Raw genomic sequence first — 14,977 nt, forward strand, 5'->3', positions numbered from 1 at the left:
GGGCAAGCCTCGCTCCTACGGGGTCTATGTTGCTTTTGTAGGCGCGAGGCTTGCCCGCGAAGGCTTACTGATCAACGCCGCAAAAACGCCTGATGCATCTCTTCCAGCGTCTCAAAGTGATAGGCCGGTGCTTCTGCGCTCAATTCTTCCCGGCTGCCAAACCCATAACCGACCGCCACCGCATCCAGCCCATTGCTGCGCGCGCCGATCAGGTCGTGTTTGCGGTCGCCGATCATCAGAGTGTTGGCCGGGTCCAGGCCTTCTTCGGCCATCAGGTGGGCAATCAACTCGACTTTGTTGGTGCGTGTCCCGTCCAGTTCGCTACCGTAAATCACCTTGAAGTGCCTGGCGAAGTCAAAGTGCCGGGCGATTTCCCGGGCGAACACCCACGGCTTTGAGGTTGCGATGAACAACTGTCGCCCTTGCCCGCCGAGGGTTTCCAGCAGCGGTGTGACGCCGTCGAACACACGGTTCTCGTACAGGCCTGTGACCTTGAAACGTTCGCGGTAGAAATTCACCGCTTCCCAGGCCTTGGGCTCGTCGAAGTCGTAGAACTGCATGAACGCCTGCAACAACGGCGGGCCGATGAAGTGTTCGAGCTTGGTCAGGTCGGGTTCATCGATCCCCAGTTTGCTCAGGGCGAACTGGATCGAACGGGTGATGCCCTCGCGCGGGTCGGTCAGGGTCCCATCGAGATCAAACAAAACGGTTTGGTAATGCATGTTGAATCCTGAATAAGGGCGCAGGGTCAGAGCTGGTCGTAGCCTTCAGCCAGATGCAAATTCTTGAGCTTCACGTAGTTCGCCGCGCTGTAGGTGAAAAAGGCATTTTCCTTGTCCGTCAGCGGGCGGATTTGTTTCACCGGGCTGCCCACATACAGGAAGCCGCTTTCCAGACGCTTGCCCGGCGGCACCAGACTACCAGCGCCGACAATCACATCGTCCTCGATCACCGCACCATCCATGACGATGCTGCCCATGCCGATCAGAATCCGGTTGCCGACACTGCAGCCATGCAGCATGACCTTATGGGCAATGGTCACGTCGTCTCCGATCAAGCAGGGAAAGCCATCGGGATTGAACGGCCCGGCATGCGTGATGTGCAGCACGCAGCCATCCTGAACGCTGGTGCGCGCACCGATACGGATGCGGTGCATGTCGCCACGGATCACCGTCAGCGGCCAGACAGAGCTGTCTTCGCCGATTTCAACGTCGCCGATCACCACCGCCGAGCCGTCGACAAAAGCGCCTTTACCCAGTAGCGGCGTGTGGTTCTGATACTTGCGAAGGGTCACGATAGGCTCTCTCTCTTTTGCTGATAGCTGCGGTGAGCGTCGATTGTAATTAAGATGGCCCCATGTTTCTTCCAGCCAAGGTGCCAACCGTGAGCGTGAACAACCCTCTTTTGCAGTCCTACGACCTGCCGCCCTTCTCGGCGATCCGGGCCGAACACGTACAACCGGCCATTGAACAGATCCTGGCTGACAACCGTGCCGCCATTATCGAGATCCTCAACAGCCAGGGCAAACAACCGACCTGGGCCGGCCTGGTGCTGGCGATGGACGAACTCAATGATCGTCTGGGCGCCGCCTGGAGCCCGGTCAGCCACCTCAATGCCGTGTGCAACAGCGCCGAATTGCGCGAAGCCTACGAGTCCTGCCTGCCGGCCTTGAGCGCCTACTCCACCGAGCTGGGCCAGAACCGTGAGCTGTTCGAGGCCTTCGAAGCCTTGGCCAACAGCCCGGAAGCCGCCGGTTTCGACGTGGCGCAGAAAACCATCCTGGAACACGCCCTGCGAGACTTCCGTCTGTCGGGTATCGATCTGCCGGACGCCGAGCAGAAGCGCTACGCCGAAGTGCAAAGCAAATTGTCGGAGCTGGGCAGCCGCTTCTCCAACCAGCTGCTCGACGCGACTCAAGCCTGGACCAAGCACGTGACCGATGAAGCCGCCCTCGCCGGCCTCACCGATTCGGCCAAGGCGCAAATGGCCGCCGCAGCCCAGGCCAAAGATCTGGATGGCTTTCTCATCACCCTGGAATTCCCGAGCTATTACGCGGTGATGACCTACGCCCAGGACCGTGCCTTGCGCGAAGAAGTCTACGCCGCCTATTGCACCCGTGCGTCGGACCAAGGCCCGAACGCCGGTCAGAACGATAACGGCCCGGTCATGGAAGAAATCCTCGACCTGCGTCAGGAACTGGCCAAGCTGCTCGGCTTCGCCAGCTTCTCGGAACTGAGCCTGGCCACCAAAATGGCTGAATCCAGCGATCAGGTCCTCAGCTTCCTGCGCGATCTGGCCAAACGCAGCAAACCGTTCGCCGCCCAGGACCTGGAACAGCTCAAGGCCTACGCCGCCGAACAAGGCTGCCCGGACCTGCAAAGCTGGGACAGCGGTTTCTACGGCGAAAAGCTTCGCGAACAACGTTACAGCGTTGCCCAGGAAGCACTGCGCGCCTACTTCCCGATCGACAAAGTGCTGGGCGGCCTGTTCGCTATCGTCCAGCGCCTGTACGGCATCGAGATCGCCGAACTGAAAGGCTTCGACGCCTGGCACCCGGATGTTCGCCTGTTCGAAATCAAGGAAAACGGCCAGCACGTCGGCCGCTTCTTCTTCGACCTCTATGCCCGCGCCAACAAACGCGGCGGTGCCTGGATGGACGGCGCCCGTGATCGTCGCCGCACCATCAGCGGCGTGCTGCAAAGCCCGGTGGCCAATCTGGTGTGCAACTTCACCCCAGCCGACAGCGGCAAACCGGCCCTGCTGACCCATGATGAAGTGACCACCCTGTTCCACGAATTCGGTCACGGCCTGCATCACCTGCTGACCCGCGTAGAACACGCCGGCGTGTCCGGCATCAACGGCGTGGCCTGGGATGCGGTGGAGCTGCCAAGTCAGTTCATGGAAAACTGGTGCTGGGAGCCGGAAGGCCTGGCGCTGATCTCCGGTCACTACGAAACCGGCGAGCCGCTGCCTCAGGATCTTCTGGAGAAAATGCTCGCGGCGAAGAACTTCCAGTCCGGCCTGATGATGGTGCGCCAACTCGAGTTCTCGCTGTTCGACTTCGAACTGCACGCAACCCACGGCGACGGTCGCAGCGTGCTGCAAGTACTCGAAGGTGTGCGTGACGAGGTCTCGGTCATGCGTCCACCGGCCTACAACCGCTTCCCGAACAGCTTCGCCCACATCTTCGCCGGCGGTTACGCAGCGGGTTACTACAGCTACAAGTGGGCTGAAGTGCTGTCGGCCGACGCCTTCTCGAAGTTCGAAGAAGACGGCGTGCTCAATGCCGAAACAGGTCGTGCGTTCCGCGAAGCGATTCTGGCGCGTGGCGGTTCGCAGGAACCCATGGTGCTGTTCGTCGACTTCCGTGGCCGTGCGCCATCGATTGACGCACTCTTGCGCCATAGCGGCCTGAGTGAGGACGCGGCAGCATGAGCGAGGGGCCTGTGATCACGAAGAAACGCTTTATCGCCGGGGCGGTCTGCCCGGCCTGTAGCGAGCCGGACAAATTGATGATGTGGAACGAAGACGAGGTCCCGCATCGCGAATGCGTGGCCTGCGGTTATTCGGATACGCTCAATGAACAAGGTCTGTCGGTGCCCAAGGAATTGGGCACGCGGGTCAACACTTCGGCGCTCAAGGTGCCGGACGCCAAGGTTCAGGCGGTGCAGTTCTTCCCGAACCCGAAGCTGAAGAAGAAGCCTGACGAGCACCATTGAGTCAACATCACCTTCCACCCTTTGACCGGGTGGAAGGTGGTATCTATTTACCACCCTTCCCCCGCGCTTCTTCCTTAGGCTGAATCCTTCAGCCATACTCAAGGAAGACGCCATGCCTGATAACAATCCGCTGCTACAACACTGGGACCTGCCGCCCTGGCCGGACATTCGCGCCGAGCACCTGGTGCATGCCATCGACACCCTTGTTGCCGACAACCGCAAGGCCATTGCCGGGATTATCGCGAGCCAATCCACGACCCCGAACTGGGATGATCTGGTATTGGCCGTTGATGAAACCGATGCGCGCCTGGATGAGGCCATGGGCGTCATCGAAACCCTTTCAATGGTGAAACATGAGGGTAAGGCCTGGGACGCAGCCAGCGGGACTTGCCGCGATGCCGCTGCGCAGTACAAATCTGAAAAGATGGGTAATCATGCACTGTTCCGGGCTTATCAGCGGCTGGCGCAAAGTCCCGCTGCGGCGAATTACGATGAACCGCGCAAAGCGGTTTTGAACAAAATTCTGCGCCGGTTTCGCTTGTCCGGCATCGACTTGCCCATCGAACAACAGCAGACGCTGGCCCGGCTGAATCGTGACATCGGGGTGCTGCAAAGCCTGTTCCTGACCAACCTGGAAGGCGCCAGCGCAGCCTGGAGCAAGCGCATCGATGACATCTCGCAGTTGCGCGGTTTGTCTGCGGCGACACTGGAGCGTCTGGCAGTCAACGCGCAACAGGCAGGGCACGACGGCTGGCTGATGCGTCTGGACCAGGACACCTACACTCGTGTCATGGCCTATGCCGAAGACCGATCCCTGCGCGAAGAATACTTTGTCGCTTACTCCACCCGGGCTTCCGATCAAGGCCCCCACGACCGGCAATTCGATAATGGTCCGGTGCTGGAGCTGCTGTTGTCCATGCGTCATCAGAAAGCCAGGTTGCTGGGGTATGAGAACTTTGCGCAACTCAGCCTCGTAACGGAAATGGCCGAGTCCACCGAGCAAGTCACCGGTTTCCTGCGGCGGCAAATCGTGCAGGCAACACCGGAACTCGAGAAGGACGCACAAGAACTCAAGACGATTGCGCTTGAGCGCGGCATGACTGAAGTTGCCCCTTGGGACCACGAGTTTCTCGCCGAACAATTGCGCCAGCAACGTCTCGGCGGGGCGCTGAAAAACCTGCGAACGTACTTTCCACTGGACGGGACTTTGCAGCGGCTCTGCCTGTTCAGCGAGCGCATGTTTGGCATCCGGATCGTCGAACAGAAAGAGTGCAGTCGCTGGCATGACAACGTGCGTCTGTTTGAAATCAGCGAGCATGGCCAGGTCGTCGGGTACATTTACCTCGACCCTTTTCATCGGGACGAAGCGCCGGACTTTGCCTGGACCGCCACGCCACGTAATCGACGGGTGAACGCCGAAGGTCGATTGACGCTGCCGATCGCCGTGCTTCATGGCAACTTCACGCCCGGGATTGCCGAGCATCCTTGCCTTCTCGCTCATAAGGACCTGCGGGTTTTGTTCCATGAGTTCGGCCATTGCCTGCAGCACGTTCTGACCCGCTCGCCTCACCATCGCCTGTCCGGTATCACCCAGCTGGGACGCGATTCGGCAGAGTTCACCGGGCAATTGTTCGAGCTTTGGTGCCTGTCAGGGGAGTTTCTGCTGTGGCTGGCCGCTCACCACCAGACCGGCGAGCGCCTGGCCGAAGCGCGAGTCGACGCCGCATTGGCAGCCATCCAGACCCAGACCAGCCGGCAAACCGCAGAGCTGTTAATGTCCGCGTTGTTTGACTTCGAATTGCACCGCAGCCAAGGCGATGGCCGAAGCGTTGAACAGATCTTCGACGACGTGCAGCGCGAGATCCCTCACCTGCAACTGCCGACTTACTGTCGGTTCGCCAACAGCTTCGATTACCTGGTGACCGGGTACGCAGCGTCGGTTTACGCCTACAAATGGTCGGGTGTACTGGCGACCGAGGTGTTCAAACGGTTTCAACGCGAGTGGGTATTCAACCCGCAAACCGGCAAGGCCTTTCGCGAAGCCTTTTTTTCGCCGGGGGATTCGCGATCACTATTGGTCGCCCTGGAAGAATTCCTCGGACAACCGATCGCCGACAGCTTTTTCGCAACGCCGTCCAGCAACCGCTGCCCGCTGAACTGATGCTTATTCGACGTGGGCGGACTGGAACCAACTCTTCATGGAACAGGCCGCAAACGGACTGGTGCTGCAATCGCCGTTGGCGAGCGCGGTCCGAAGCTCGTCGGCATCGGCCTGCATCATGTAACGCACACCGTCCTTGAAATGGGTGCTGTCACCAAAGCCGCCTTGGGTCATCTCGTTCAGGGCGTCTTCCTTGCTCCAGCCTTGCACCACCACCCGATACATCGCCGCCATCAGGCCGGTGCGGTCCGAACCGTGTTTGCAATGCATGAGCACCGGGCCGTGGGATTCGGCGGTCTGGATGGCACGAAGGGCCTTGAGTACGTCCGCGTCATCCACGTGATTGGTGCGGTAGGGCAACTGCACCTGGGCAATGCCCGGCGTGGACAACCAGATTGAATCCGACTCGGGCAAAAAATTGATGACGGTCGCGACGTTGAGTTTCTTCAACAACGGTACGGCACCGCTGTCGGGCAAGGCGCTGCGGTAAAGCGTCGGGGTCATTTGGTAGAGGTTGTATTGCACCTCGACCGATTGAGCCCATTCCGCCGGGCGGGGTGGGGCGGTTTCATCTGCGCAGGCCAGTGTCAGATTAAAAAGGGTGGCCAGCGACAACAGGAATGTCGCAGGTAAAAGGCGCAATCGTGACATGCTCGGACGACCGTGTGGGGAAAGGTGGTTAGATGCCACATAGTTTCGACACTGGGCAGTCAAAGTCCTGTGAGTCAGCTGTCAAAGAATCGTGAATTGAACCGTTCGCACCTGGCTTAGTCAGGGTAAGTAACGAGCAACAAAAAAGCGATACAGATTTCCGTATCGCTTTATTCAACCCTGGTTAACGTACACCCACACCTCAACTTATAAGTTGCAGGTAATCGATAGTAATCAAGGATTGATGATTTTCGAATACGCTTTCGCCAGCGCAATCAGAACAGCCTTGTCCTGCGCGTCGAAATCACCATCACCGTCCACATCAGGTGTGTTTCCCATGGTGAAGGTCACGCCGCCATCATTCGACACAGCCTCGCGGGAGGTCGAATCCAGCAGGGAGTATGTGGCGCTACGGTTTTCCGGGTCGTAACCTTCTTCTTTCAAAGCAAACTGCATGGACACCCGAACTTCTTTCGGACTAGAAGTGGACGGGGTCAGCAGTTGAAGAAAAACACCACGCTGATTGTAATTCGACATCAAACCAAATCCTTTTAATAGTGATAACACGACAACTTCGTGCGAAGCGCAATAATACCGACTGCTTTTAACTAAGCCACTTTCTATCTGTTTCTCATAATTACAAGAAACTCACTAATAAGAGACAACTAGTCAGTACTTGAAAAATGTTCAGGCGCCGAACGGCACTGGCCTATTCGGTCGCGGTCCTTTACTGTATGAATATACAGCTCAAGGATCATGTCGATGGCTACTCCTCTGCCACCTCGCGGTCGCGGCACCGCAACCAATCCGCACAACCGCTTCGCGCCGAATCGCTCGGTGGCCGAGGATGACGGCTGGTATCAGGAAGCGCCGATCACCCAGGGCACGGAAGTGCGCATCGAAACGGCGAAAACCATCATCACCCGCAACACTTCCCCGGACCTGCCTTTTGATCGCTCGATCAATCCCTATCGTGGCTGCGAGCACGGTTGCATCTACTGCTACGCGCGCCCCAGCCATGCCTATTGGGACATGTCACCCGGGCTCGATTTCGAAACCAAACTGATCGCCAAGACCAACGCCGCCGATGTGCTGGAAGAACAGCTGTCCAAGCGCGGCTATCAATGCGCGCCGATCAATCTGGGCTCCAACACCGATCCCTACCAGCCGATCGAGCGCGAACACAAAATCACCCGTAAGACCCTTGAAGTGCTACTGCGGTACCGGCATCCGGTGACCATCATTACAAAGGGCTCGCTGATTCTTCGGGACCTGGACCTGCTGGCCGAACTCGCCGAGCAACGGCTGGTGGCGGTGATGATCAGCCTCACCACCCTCGACGATGAACTCAAACGCATCCTCGAACCGCGCGCGGCTGCGCCCAAGGCCCGGCTACGCGCCATCCGAGTCATGCGCGAAGCCGGGATACCGGTGGGCGTGCTGTGTTCGCCGATGATTCCGATGATCAACGACAGCGAACTCGAAAGCCTGCTCACCGAAGCCCATGCTGCCGGTGCCCAGAGCGCCGCCTATATGATGTTGCGGCTGCCGCTGGAAGTGGCGCCGCTGTTCGAAGAATGGCTGGCCGCCCACTATCCGCAGCGTGCCGCTCATGTGTTGAGCCTGATCCGCCAGAGCCGTGGCGGGGAGCTCTACGACAGTCGGTTCGGAGCCCGAATGCGCGGAGAGGGGCCGTTTGCCGATCTGTTGGCGCAACGCTTTGCCAAATCGATCAAACGGTTGGGGCTCAATCATCGCGAAGGTTTTAACCTGGACTGCGACGCCTTCTGTCCGCCAGGTCGCCAGATGTCGTTGATTTGAGGACAATTGGCCTATGGTTGAGTAGGAGGAAAAGCACTTGGCCATTAGGCTGGTCACGTTTTTTGTGACCTGGAACACACGTCCTAGAGCGCTTGATTCAGTTTGAGTTAAGTTTCGACAGATACCTTGTTCATCGAGTGACTGACGGGTCGAGATCTTCGGCCTGGATGTTTTTTAAACAGCCACTGGCTTCACACCGGACAAAACGGGAAAATTCCCTGACTCCGCCAAAGAGGATGAATCATGAGTGACAAGGATAAACAGCCGTTGGCTGCGTCGGCTTCAGCCCAACCCGAGGCGGAAACCGCCGATGCAGCGCTGAAGCATATCGTTGACGGCTTTTTGCATTTTCATCACGAAGTTTTTCCCCAGCAGGAAGAACTCTTCAAAAAACTCGCCACGGCTCAGAGCCCTCGAGCGATGTTTATCGCCTGCGCCGATTCGCGCATCGTTCCTGAACTGATCACCCAAAGCGCCCCCGGCGACCTGTTCGTGACCCGTAACGTCGGCAACGTTGTGCCGCCTTATGGGCAGATGAACGGCGGTGTTTCCACGGCCATCGAATACGCGGTCCTGGCCCTCGGCGTACAGCACATCATCATTTGCGGGCACTCCGACTGTGGCGCGATGCGCGCCGTGCTCAACCCGCAAAGCCTGGAAAAAATGCCCACGGTCAAAGCCTGGCTGCGTCATGCCGAAGTGGCGAAATCGATGGTCCAGGAAAACTGCCATTGCGCTGACGAAAGCGAAAGCATGCATGTCCTCACCGAAGAAAACGTGATCGCCCAGCTTCAGCATTTGCGCACGCACCCTTCGGTCGCCTCGCGCATGGCTAACGGTCAGCTGTTTATCCATGGCTGGATCTACAACATCGAAACCAGCGAAATCAGAGCTTACGACGCGGACAAAGGGTGTTTCCTGCCGCTTGATGGCAGCCATCCGATCCCCGTGGCGACGCCCAAAGCGCGCTTCTAAATCCTCCCAGGTGTGGTTTAGCCGAGGTTGCTGATCAAGCAGCCTGGCTTTGCCACGCCTGAAGAAAACTTCGGGAGAGTCACCATGCGTGCTGCTCAACTCAAAGCTGTTCTGCCACGGGAGCTGCTGGCGTCCGTGGTTGTGTTTCTGGTCGCCCTGCCCTTGTGCATGGGCATCGCCATCGCCTCGGGCCTGCCGCCGGCCAAGGGTTTGATCACCGGGATCATCGGTGGACTGGTCGTCGGTTGGCTTGCAGGTTCGCCTCTGCAAGTCAGCGGCCCGGCGGCGGGTCTGGCGGTGCTGGTCTTTGAACTGGTGCGCCAGCATGGTGTTGCCATGCTCGGTCCCATCCTGCTGTTGGCGGGTTTTCTGCAACTGATGGCCGGGCGCTTCAAGCTGGGCTGCTGGTTTCGGGTCACGGCGCCAGCGGTGGTGTACGGCATGCTCGCCGGGATTGGCGTGCTGATCGTGTTGTCGCAAGTGCATGTGATGCTGGACGCCGTGCCCAAGCCTTCGGGGCTGGATAACCTCGCAGCCTTTCCGGCGGCCGTGATCCAGGCCTTGCCTTCCCTTGGCTGGCAGGCTGGGTTGCTTGGGCTGTCGACGATTGCGGTGATGTGGCTGTGGGAAAAATTCCGTCCGCACTCTCTTCGCTTCATTCCCGGCGCACTGCTTGGCGTAGGCCTGGCGACAGTCGCGAGTCTGATGCTCGCCTTGCAGGTCAAACGCGTGGAAGTCCCGGCCAACCTGGCAGAAGCCATCGACTGGCTGAAGCCCGCCGACTTGCTCAATCTGGCCGACCCGACGTTATTGATCGCGGCATTTGCCGTGGCGTTTATCGCCAGCGCCGAGACCCTGCTCTCCGCCGCGGCGGTGGATCGCATGCACAGCGGCCAGCGCTCCGATTTCGATCGGGAGTTGTCGGCACAGGGCGTCGGCAACATGCTCTGCGGCCTGCTTGGCGCGCTGCCCATGACCGGCGTGATCGTGCGTAGCTCGGCCAACGTCCAGGCTGGCGCCACCACGCGAATGTCGGCGATCTTCCACGGTCTGTGGTTGCTGGCTTTCGTGTTGTTGCTGTCCAGCGTGCTGCAAAGCATTCCGGTGGCAAGCCTGGCGGGTGTGCTGGTGTACACCGGTTTCAAACTGGTCGACCTCAAGGCCTTTCGCGGTCTGGGCCGTTATGGCCGGATGCCGATGTTCACCTACGCGGCGACGGCGCTGGCAATCATCTTCACCGACCTGTTGACCGGCGTGCTGATCGGCTTCGGGTTGACCCTGGCCAAACTGGCCTGGAAGGCCTCGCGGTTGAAAATCAGCCTGATCGACCTGCCGGCCGACGGTGAGATGGAGTTACGACTGACGGGGGCCGCAACCTTTCTCAAGGTGCCGGCGCTGACCCAGGTGCTGGGGACCATTCCCCCAGGCGCGACGGTGCATGTGCCGCTCAATAACCTGAGCTACATCGATCACTCGTGTCTGGAGTTGCTTGAGGAATGGGGTCGGGCCAATGCGGCCAAGGGGTCGAAGCTGATTATTGAAGCGCGGGGGTTGAAGCGTCGGTTGGAGGGGCGTTTACGAACCACCTCCGGAGTGGGCTCTACGGCGTAGAAGTAACCAATGTGGGAGCGAGCCTGCTCGCGAAGGCGGTATGACATATCGCAATCGCGAGCAGGCTCGTTCCCACAGGGGACGGTGCTGACTCTAAAGAATCAAGCCGCCGGCTGATCCAGCTCCAGCCCTACGCCCAGCTGGCGCGACAGGCACGGCCAGCGCTTCCAGGCGGCGCCGGTGTCCGGGCTGTTGAGTTTTTCGCGGTAGGCCTCCACGGACTCCAGCGCGAAACTGTCTTCATTGAGCATCTCATCCACAGCGTGATGCACCGCCTCATCCAGTTGGTTGGCAAAATCCTCGCCGATCAATTGGTGAGCAATCAGGTTGGCGACCGTCATGTCCAAGGGGATCAGTGGCTGGCCAAAATGCTTGATGTACAGGTCATTGACCTCTTCCACCAACCGATGCGCCAGATAGGCTTCATCCAGCAGGCTGTCCAGGCCGACATGACCGGCCATGATTGCCGGTGGCTGGAGGAAGAACTGCTCGGCGATCGTCAGCACCGGCTTGATCTGTGATTCGATACCCGCTTCCCTGGCGACTTCATTGGCTGCGTCCAGCAGGTCCGGCACTTGCTCTATGTACGCGGCCACAAAACGCGTCATCACGCCGTTGGCGTCGACATCCGGCAATTGGATGGCGGAGTGAAGGTGTGGCAATTGATTTTCAAGCTGACGAGTCAGCAGGCCGGTCTCGGCCTCGTGTTGTTGGGCTTTTTGGATCTGCTCGCGCAATGCGGCGGTGTTCATGAAAACTCCAGGAAACAAAGGCAATGAAATAGGGAAGACATAACTTAGCTGGCTTATGAAAAATGCTAAGACGCATTTGTCATAATTGTTTCATCCTTGAGACGCCTCCGTTATATCGATTTGCCACCACTCGTCTGCATCCTTCTCCATTCGTGACCTTGAACGCAAGTCCCAGCTGTTTCAGATCATTTACGCCATCACGTTGCGAGGTAGCAGTCGCTGTCTATACTCGGGTGGGAATGGAGTTAGCTGATGACGCCCGACTGCACACGCAGCAAGGCTCGGCGATTCAAGTTTCGTAGTCTGAAAAAGCCGCTCCCTTGCCGCAGGTGAAAGCCGGCGGGATAACAAGAACGATAAGGGGAACCCGCAATGATGCGACATCCACACGTCTGGATGGGCCTCCTGTTGTGGTCGATTTTCAGCCAGGCGCAAGCCGCCTGGACTGTGAATATGGCGCCGGGAGCGACTGAAATCAGTCACGCAGTATTTGACCTGCACATGACCATTTTCTGGATCTGTGTAGTGATCGGCATCATCGTCTTCGGCGCCATGTTCTGGTCGATGATGGTCCACCGCCGCTCTACCGGGCAGGTGGCCGCAAAATTTCATGAAAGCACCACCGTCGAAATCCTCTGGACCATCGTGCCCTTCCTGATTCTGGTGGCCATGGCGGTTCCTGCGACGGCAACCCTGATCAAGATGTACGACGCCAGTGAGCCGGATATCGATATCCAGGTCACCGGCTATCAGTGGAAGTGGCACTACAAATACCTGGGCCAGGACGTCGAATTCTTCAGCAACCTGACGACCCCTGCCGACCAGATCCACAACAAGGAAACCAAGGGCGAGCATTACTTGCTTGAGGTCGACAAGCCTTTAGTGCTGCCGATTGGCGCCAAGGTGCGTTTCCTCGTGACGTCCGCCGACGTTATCCACTCCTGGTGGGTGCCGGCCTTTGCGGTCAAGCGCGATGCGATTCCCGGGTTCGTCAACGAAGCCTGGACCCGCGTCGACAAACCCGGCATCTACCGTGGCCAGTGCGCCGAACTGTGCGGCAAGGACCATGGCTTCATGCCGATCGTGGTCGAGGTCAAGGAAAAGGCCGATTACGAAAAATGGCTGGCCGAACGCAAGGCCGAATCCCTGCAGCTTAAAGAACTGACCAGCAAGGAATGGACCCTCGACGAGCTCAAGGAGCGAGGCGACAAGGTCTATCACACCGCCTGCGTCGCCTGTCACCAGGCCGAAGGTCAGGGCTTGCCGCCGATGTTCCCGGCGCTCAAAGGCTCGAAAATCGCCACCGGACCGAAGGAAGGTCACCTGAGCATTGTCTACCACGGCAAGCCGGGTACCGCGATGGCGGCGTTCGGCAAGCAGCTCTCGGAAGTCGATATCGCGGCGGTGGTGACCTACGAACGTAACGCCTGGGGCAACAACAAAGGCGACATGGTCACTCCTAAAGAAGTGCTGGAGCTGAAACAGGCGGAAAGCAAATGACCCGGTCTATTGCGCAACCAAGGAACCGGTCGGGGCAGCGCGCCCCGGCCTGCCCAGCCCATCTGTTTGCAGGAGACACGCCATGAGCGCCGTCATCGATGACCATGGTCATGCCGATCACGCCCACGGTCCCGCCAAAGGCCTGATGCGTTGGGTGCTGACCACCAACCACAAGGACATCGGCACGCTGTACCTGTGGTTTGCGTTTTCCATGTTCCTGTTGGGTGGCTCGTTCGCGATGGTGATTCGCGCCGAGCTGTTCCAGCCGGGACTGCAAATCGTTCAGCCGGAATTCTTCAACCAGATGACGACCATGCATGGTCTGGTCATGGTGTTCGGTGCGGTGATGCCGGCGTTCGTCGGCCTCGCCAACTGGATGATCCCGTTGATGATCGGCGCACCCGACATGGCCCTGCCACGGATGAACAACTTCAGCTTCTGGCTGTTGCCGGCGGCGTTCATCCTGCTGGTGTCGACCCTGTTCACCCCCGGTGGCGGACCGAACTTCGGCTGGACGTTCTACGCCCCGCTGTCGACGACCTACGCACCGGAAAGCGTGACGTTCTTCATCTTCGCCATCCACTTGATGGGGATCAGTTCGATCATGGGTGCGATCAACGTGATTGCCACCATCCTCAACCTGCGCGCCCCCGGCATGACGTTGATGAAGATGCCGCTGTTCGTCTGGACGTGGCTGATCACCGCTTTCCTGCTGATCGCGGTGATGCCGGTGCTGGCCGGGTGCGTGACGATGATGTTGATGGACATCCACTTCGGCACCAGCTTCTTCAGTGCCGCCGGTGGCGGTGATCCGGTGTTGTTCCAGCATGTGTTCTGGTTCTTCGGTCACCCCGAGGTGTACATCATGATCCTGCCGGCCTTCGGTGCCGTCAGCTCGATCATCCCGACCTTCTCGCGCAAGCCGCTGTTTGGCTACACTTCGATGGTCTACGCCACGGCGAGCATCGCGTTCCTGTCGTTCATCGTCTGGGCGCACCACATGTTCGTGGTCGGCATTCCGCTGGTGGGCGAGTTGTTCTTCATGTACGCCACACTGCTGATCGCGGTGCCAACCGGGGTGAAAGTGTTCAACTGGGCCAGCACCATGTGGCAAGGCTCGCTGACCTTCGAGACACCGATGCTGTTCGCGGTGGCGTTCGTGATCCTGTTCTCCATCGGCGGCTTCTCCGGGCTGATGCTTGCCATTGCCCCGGCGGACTTCCAGTACCAGGACACCTACTTCGTGGTCGCGCATTTCCACTATGTATTGGTGCCGGGGGCGATCTTCGGGATCTTCGCGTCGGCCTACTATTGGTTGCCGAAATGGACCGGCCACATGTACGACGAAACCCTCGGCAAGCTGCATTTCTGGCTCTCGTTCATCGGCATGAACATGGCGTTCTTCCCGATGCACTTCGTGGGCCTGGCGGGCATGCCGCGGCGGATTCCGGACTACAACCTGCAATTCGCCGACTTCAACATGGTGTCGTCGATTGGTGCGTTCATGTTCGGCGCCACGCAGATCTTCTTCCTGTTCATCGTAATCAAGACCATCCGCGGCGGCCCGCCAGCACCCGCCAAACCGTGGGATGGCGCGGAAGGCCTGGAGTGGAGCATTCCGTCACCAGCGCCGTATCACACCTTCACTACGCCGCCGGAAGTGAAATGAACACACGAACTCCTGTGGGAGCGGGCTTGTGTGGCGAGGGAGCTTGCTCCCGTTCGGCTGCGAAGCAGACGCAAAACTTTTGGGGCCGCTTCGCGACCCAGCGGGAGCAAGCTCCCTC

13 protein-coding genes are annotated in these 14,977 nt (G+C 59.0%); 8 read left to right on the forward strand and 5 right to left on the reverse strand.

The features are described from left to right. Nucleotides 1–71: 71 nt before the first annotated feature. Together QMX98_RS23955 and QMX98_RS23960 are read right to left on the reverse strand one after the other, a co-directional pair. Nucleotides 72–722 carry an HAD family hydrolase gene (locus QMX98_RS23955; RefSeq protein ID WP_145306384.1) on the reverse strand — a complete coding sequence of 217 codons (651 nt, stop codon included), beginning with the start codon at nt 720–722 and terminating at the stop codon, nt 72–74. 26 nt (nt 723–748) lie between these two features. Next, nucleotides 749–1,294, reverse strand: a complete 546-nt coding sequence (locus QMX98_RS23960; RefSeq protein ID WP_010465689.1) for a gamma carbonic anhydrase family protein — start codon at nt 1,292–1,294, stop codon at nt 749–751. Nucleotides 1,295–1,356: 62 nt separating this feature from the next. Here QMX98_RS23960 and prlC point away from each other — a divergent pair, with 62 nt between their 5' ends. The 3 genes from prlC (at nt 1,357) to QMX98_RS23975 (ending at nt 5,880) form a co-directional block, all read left to right on the forward strand. After that, complete coding sequence (gene prlC / locus QMX98_RS23965) at nt 1,357–3,435, forward strand: oligopeptidase A (protein WP_172962171.1); 2,079 nt, start codon at nt 1,357–1,359, stop codon at nt 3,433–3,435. Next, nucleotides 3,432–3,719, forward strand: coding sequence for a YheV family putative zinc ribbon protein (locus QMX98_RS23970; protein ID WP_010465685.1), 288 nt, complete (start codon nt 3,432–3,434; stop codon nt 3,717–3,719). Before prlC ends, QMX98_RS23970 begins: the two co-directional genes overlap by 4 nt. Nucleotides 3,720–3,831: 112 nt before the next feature. After that, on the forward strand, nt 3,832–5,880 hold the full coding sequence (locus tag QMX98_RS23975; protein ID WP_282411472.1) for a M3 family metallopeptidase: 2,049 nt from the start codon (nt 3,832–3,834) through the stop codon (nt 5,878–5,880). 3 nt (nt 5,881–5,883) lie between these two features. Here QMX98_RS23975 and QMX98_RS23980 read toward each other — a convergent pair whose 3' ends face one another. Together QMX98_RS23980 and QMX98_RS23985 are read right to left on the reverse strand one after the other, a co-directional pair. Continuing rightward, nucleotides 5,884–6,531, reverse strand: a complete 648-nt coding sequence (locus QMX98_RS23980; protein WP_282411473.1) for a dual specificity protein phosphatase family protein — start codon at nt 6,529–6,531, stop codon at nt 5,884–5,886. A gap of 234 nt (nt 6,532–6,765) precedes the next feature. Beyond that, nucleotides 6,766–7,068, reverse strand: coding sequence for a hypothetical protein (locus tag QMX98_RS23985; RefSeq protein WP_145306390.1), 303 nt, complete (start codon nt 7,066–7,068; stop codon nt 6,766–6,768). Between the two features lie 225 nt (nt 7,069–7,293). On the opposite strand from QMX98_RS23985, the gene QMX98_RS23990 reads away from it, so the two are divergent. The 3 genes from QMX98_RS23990 (at nt 7,294) to QMX98_RS24000 (ending at nt 10,938) form a co-directional block, all read left to right on the forward strand. Continuing rightward, nucleotides 7,294–8,352 carry a PA0069 family radical SAM protein gene (locus QMX98_RS23990; RefSeq protein ID WP_221107897.1) on the forward strand — a complete coding sequence of 353 codons (1,059 nt, stop codon included), beginning with the start codon at nt 7,294–7,296 and terminating at the stop codon, nt 8,350–8,352. Between the two features lie 243 nt (nt 8,353–8,595). Then, nucleotides 8,596–9,327: a carbonic anhydrase gene (locus QMX98_RS23995; RefSeq protein WP_010465672.1), complete on the forward strand. Its 732-nt coding sequence runs from the start codon at nt 8,596–8,598 to the stop codon at nt 9,325–9,327. An 84-nt stretch (nt 9,328–9,411) separates the two neighbouring features. Next, nucleotides 9,412–10,938, forward strand: a complete 1,527-nt coding sequence (locus QMX98_RS24000) for a SulP family inorganic anion transporter (RefSeq protein ID WP_010465670.1) — start codon at nt 9,412–9,414, stop codon at nt 10,936–10,938. Between the two features lie 101 nt (nt 10,939–11,039). On the opposite strand, the gene QMX98_RS24005 is transcribed toward QMX98_RS24000, so the two are convergent. Next, nucleotides 11,040–11,690, reverse strand: a complete 651-nt coding sequence (locus QMX98_RS24005) for a hypothetical protein (protein ID WP_077748823.1) — start codon at nt 11,688–11,690, stop codon at nt 11,040–11,042. A gap of 372 nt (nt 11,691–12,062) precedes the next feature. On the opposite strand from QMX98_RS24005, the gene coxB reads away from it, so the two are divergent. Then, nucleotides 12,063–13,190, forward strand: a complete 1,128-nt coding sequence (gene coxB, locus QMX98_RS24010) for a cytochrome c oxidase subunit II (RefSeq protein WP_010465665.1) — start codon at nt 12,063–12,065, stop codon at nt 13,188–13,190. An 82-nt stretch (nt 13,191–13,272) separates the two neighbouring features. Next, nucleotides 13,273–14,859, forward strand: coding sequence for a cytochrome c oxidase subunit I (gene ctaD, locus QMX98_RS24015; protein WP_010465663.1), 1,587 nt, complete (start codon nt 13,273–13,275; stop codon nt 14,857–14,859). The last annotated feature ends 118 nt before the right edge of the window (nt 14,860–14,977 follow it).

The sequence above is a fragment of the Pseudomonas sp. PS02303 genome (assembly GCF_029959925.1).
GTDB classification, from domain to species: domain Bacteria; phylum Pseudomonadota; class Gammaproteobacteria; order Pseudomonadales; family Pseudomonadaceae; genus Aquipseudomonas; species Aquipseudomonas mandelii.

Bases quoted from the DNA above. Each gene is read 5' to 3' on its own strand.
- coxB (WP_010465665.1), top strand. From the start codon at position 12,063: ATGATGCGACATCCACACGTCTGGATGGGCCTCCTGTTGTGGTCGATT.
- QMX98_RS23975 (WP_282411472.1), top strand. From the start codon at position 3,832: ATGCCTGATAACAATCCGCTGCTACAACACTGGGACCTGCCGCCCTGG.
- QMX98_RS23985 (WP_145306390.1), bottom strand. From the start codon at position 7,068: ATGTCGAATTACAATCAGCGTGGTGTTTTTCTTCAACTGCTGACCCCG.
- QMX98_RS24005 (WP_077748823.1), bottom strand. From the start codon at position 11,690: ATGAACACCGCCGCATTGCGCGAGCAGATCCAAAAAGCCCAACAACAC.
- QMX98_RS23970 (WP_010465685.1), top strand. From the start codon at position 3,432: ATGAGCGAGGGGCCTGTGATCACGAAGAAACGCTTTATCGCCGGGGCG.
- QMX98_RS23990 (WP_221107897.1), top strand. From the start codon at position 7,294: ATGGCTACTCCTCTGCCACCTCGCGGTCGCGGCACCGCAACCAATCCG.
- prlC (WP_172962171.1), top strand. From the start codon at position 1,357: ATGTTTCTTCCAGCCAAGGTGCCAACCGTGAGCGTGAACAACCCTCTT.
- QMX98_RS24000 (WP_010465670.1), top strand. From the start codon at position 9,412: ATGCGTGCTGCTCAACTCAAAGCTGTTCTGCCACGGGAGCTGCTGGCG.
- QMX98_RS23955 (WP_145306384.1), bottom strand. From the start codon at position 722: ATGCATTACCAAACCGTTTTGTTTGATCTCGATGGGACCCTGACCGAC.
- QMX98_RS23980 (WP_282411473.1), bottom strand. From the start codon at position 6,531: ATGTCACGATTGCGCCTTTTACCTGCGACATTCCTGTTGTCGCTGGCC.
- ctaD (WP_010465663.1), top strand. From the start codon at position 13,273: ATGAGCGCCGTCATCGATGACCATGGTCATGCCGATCACGCCCACGGT.
- QMX98_RS23995 (WP_010465672.1), top strand. From the start codon at position 8,596: ATGAGTGACAAGGATAAACAGCCGTTGGCTGCGTCGGCTTCAGCCCAA.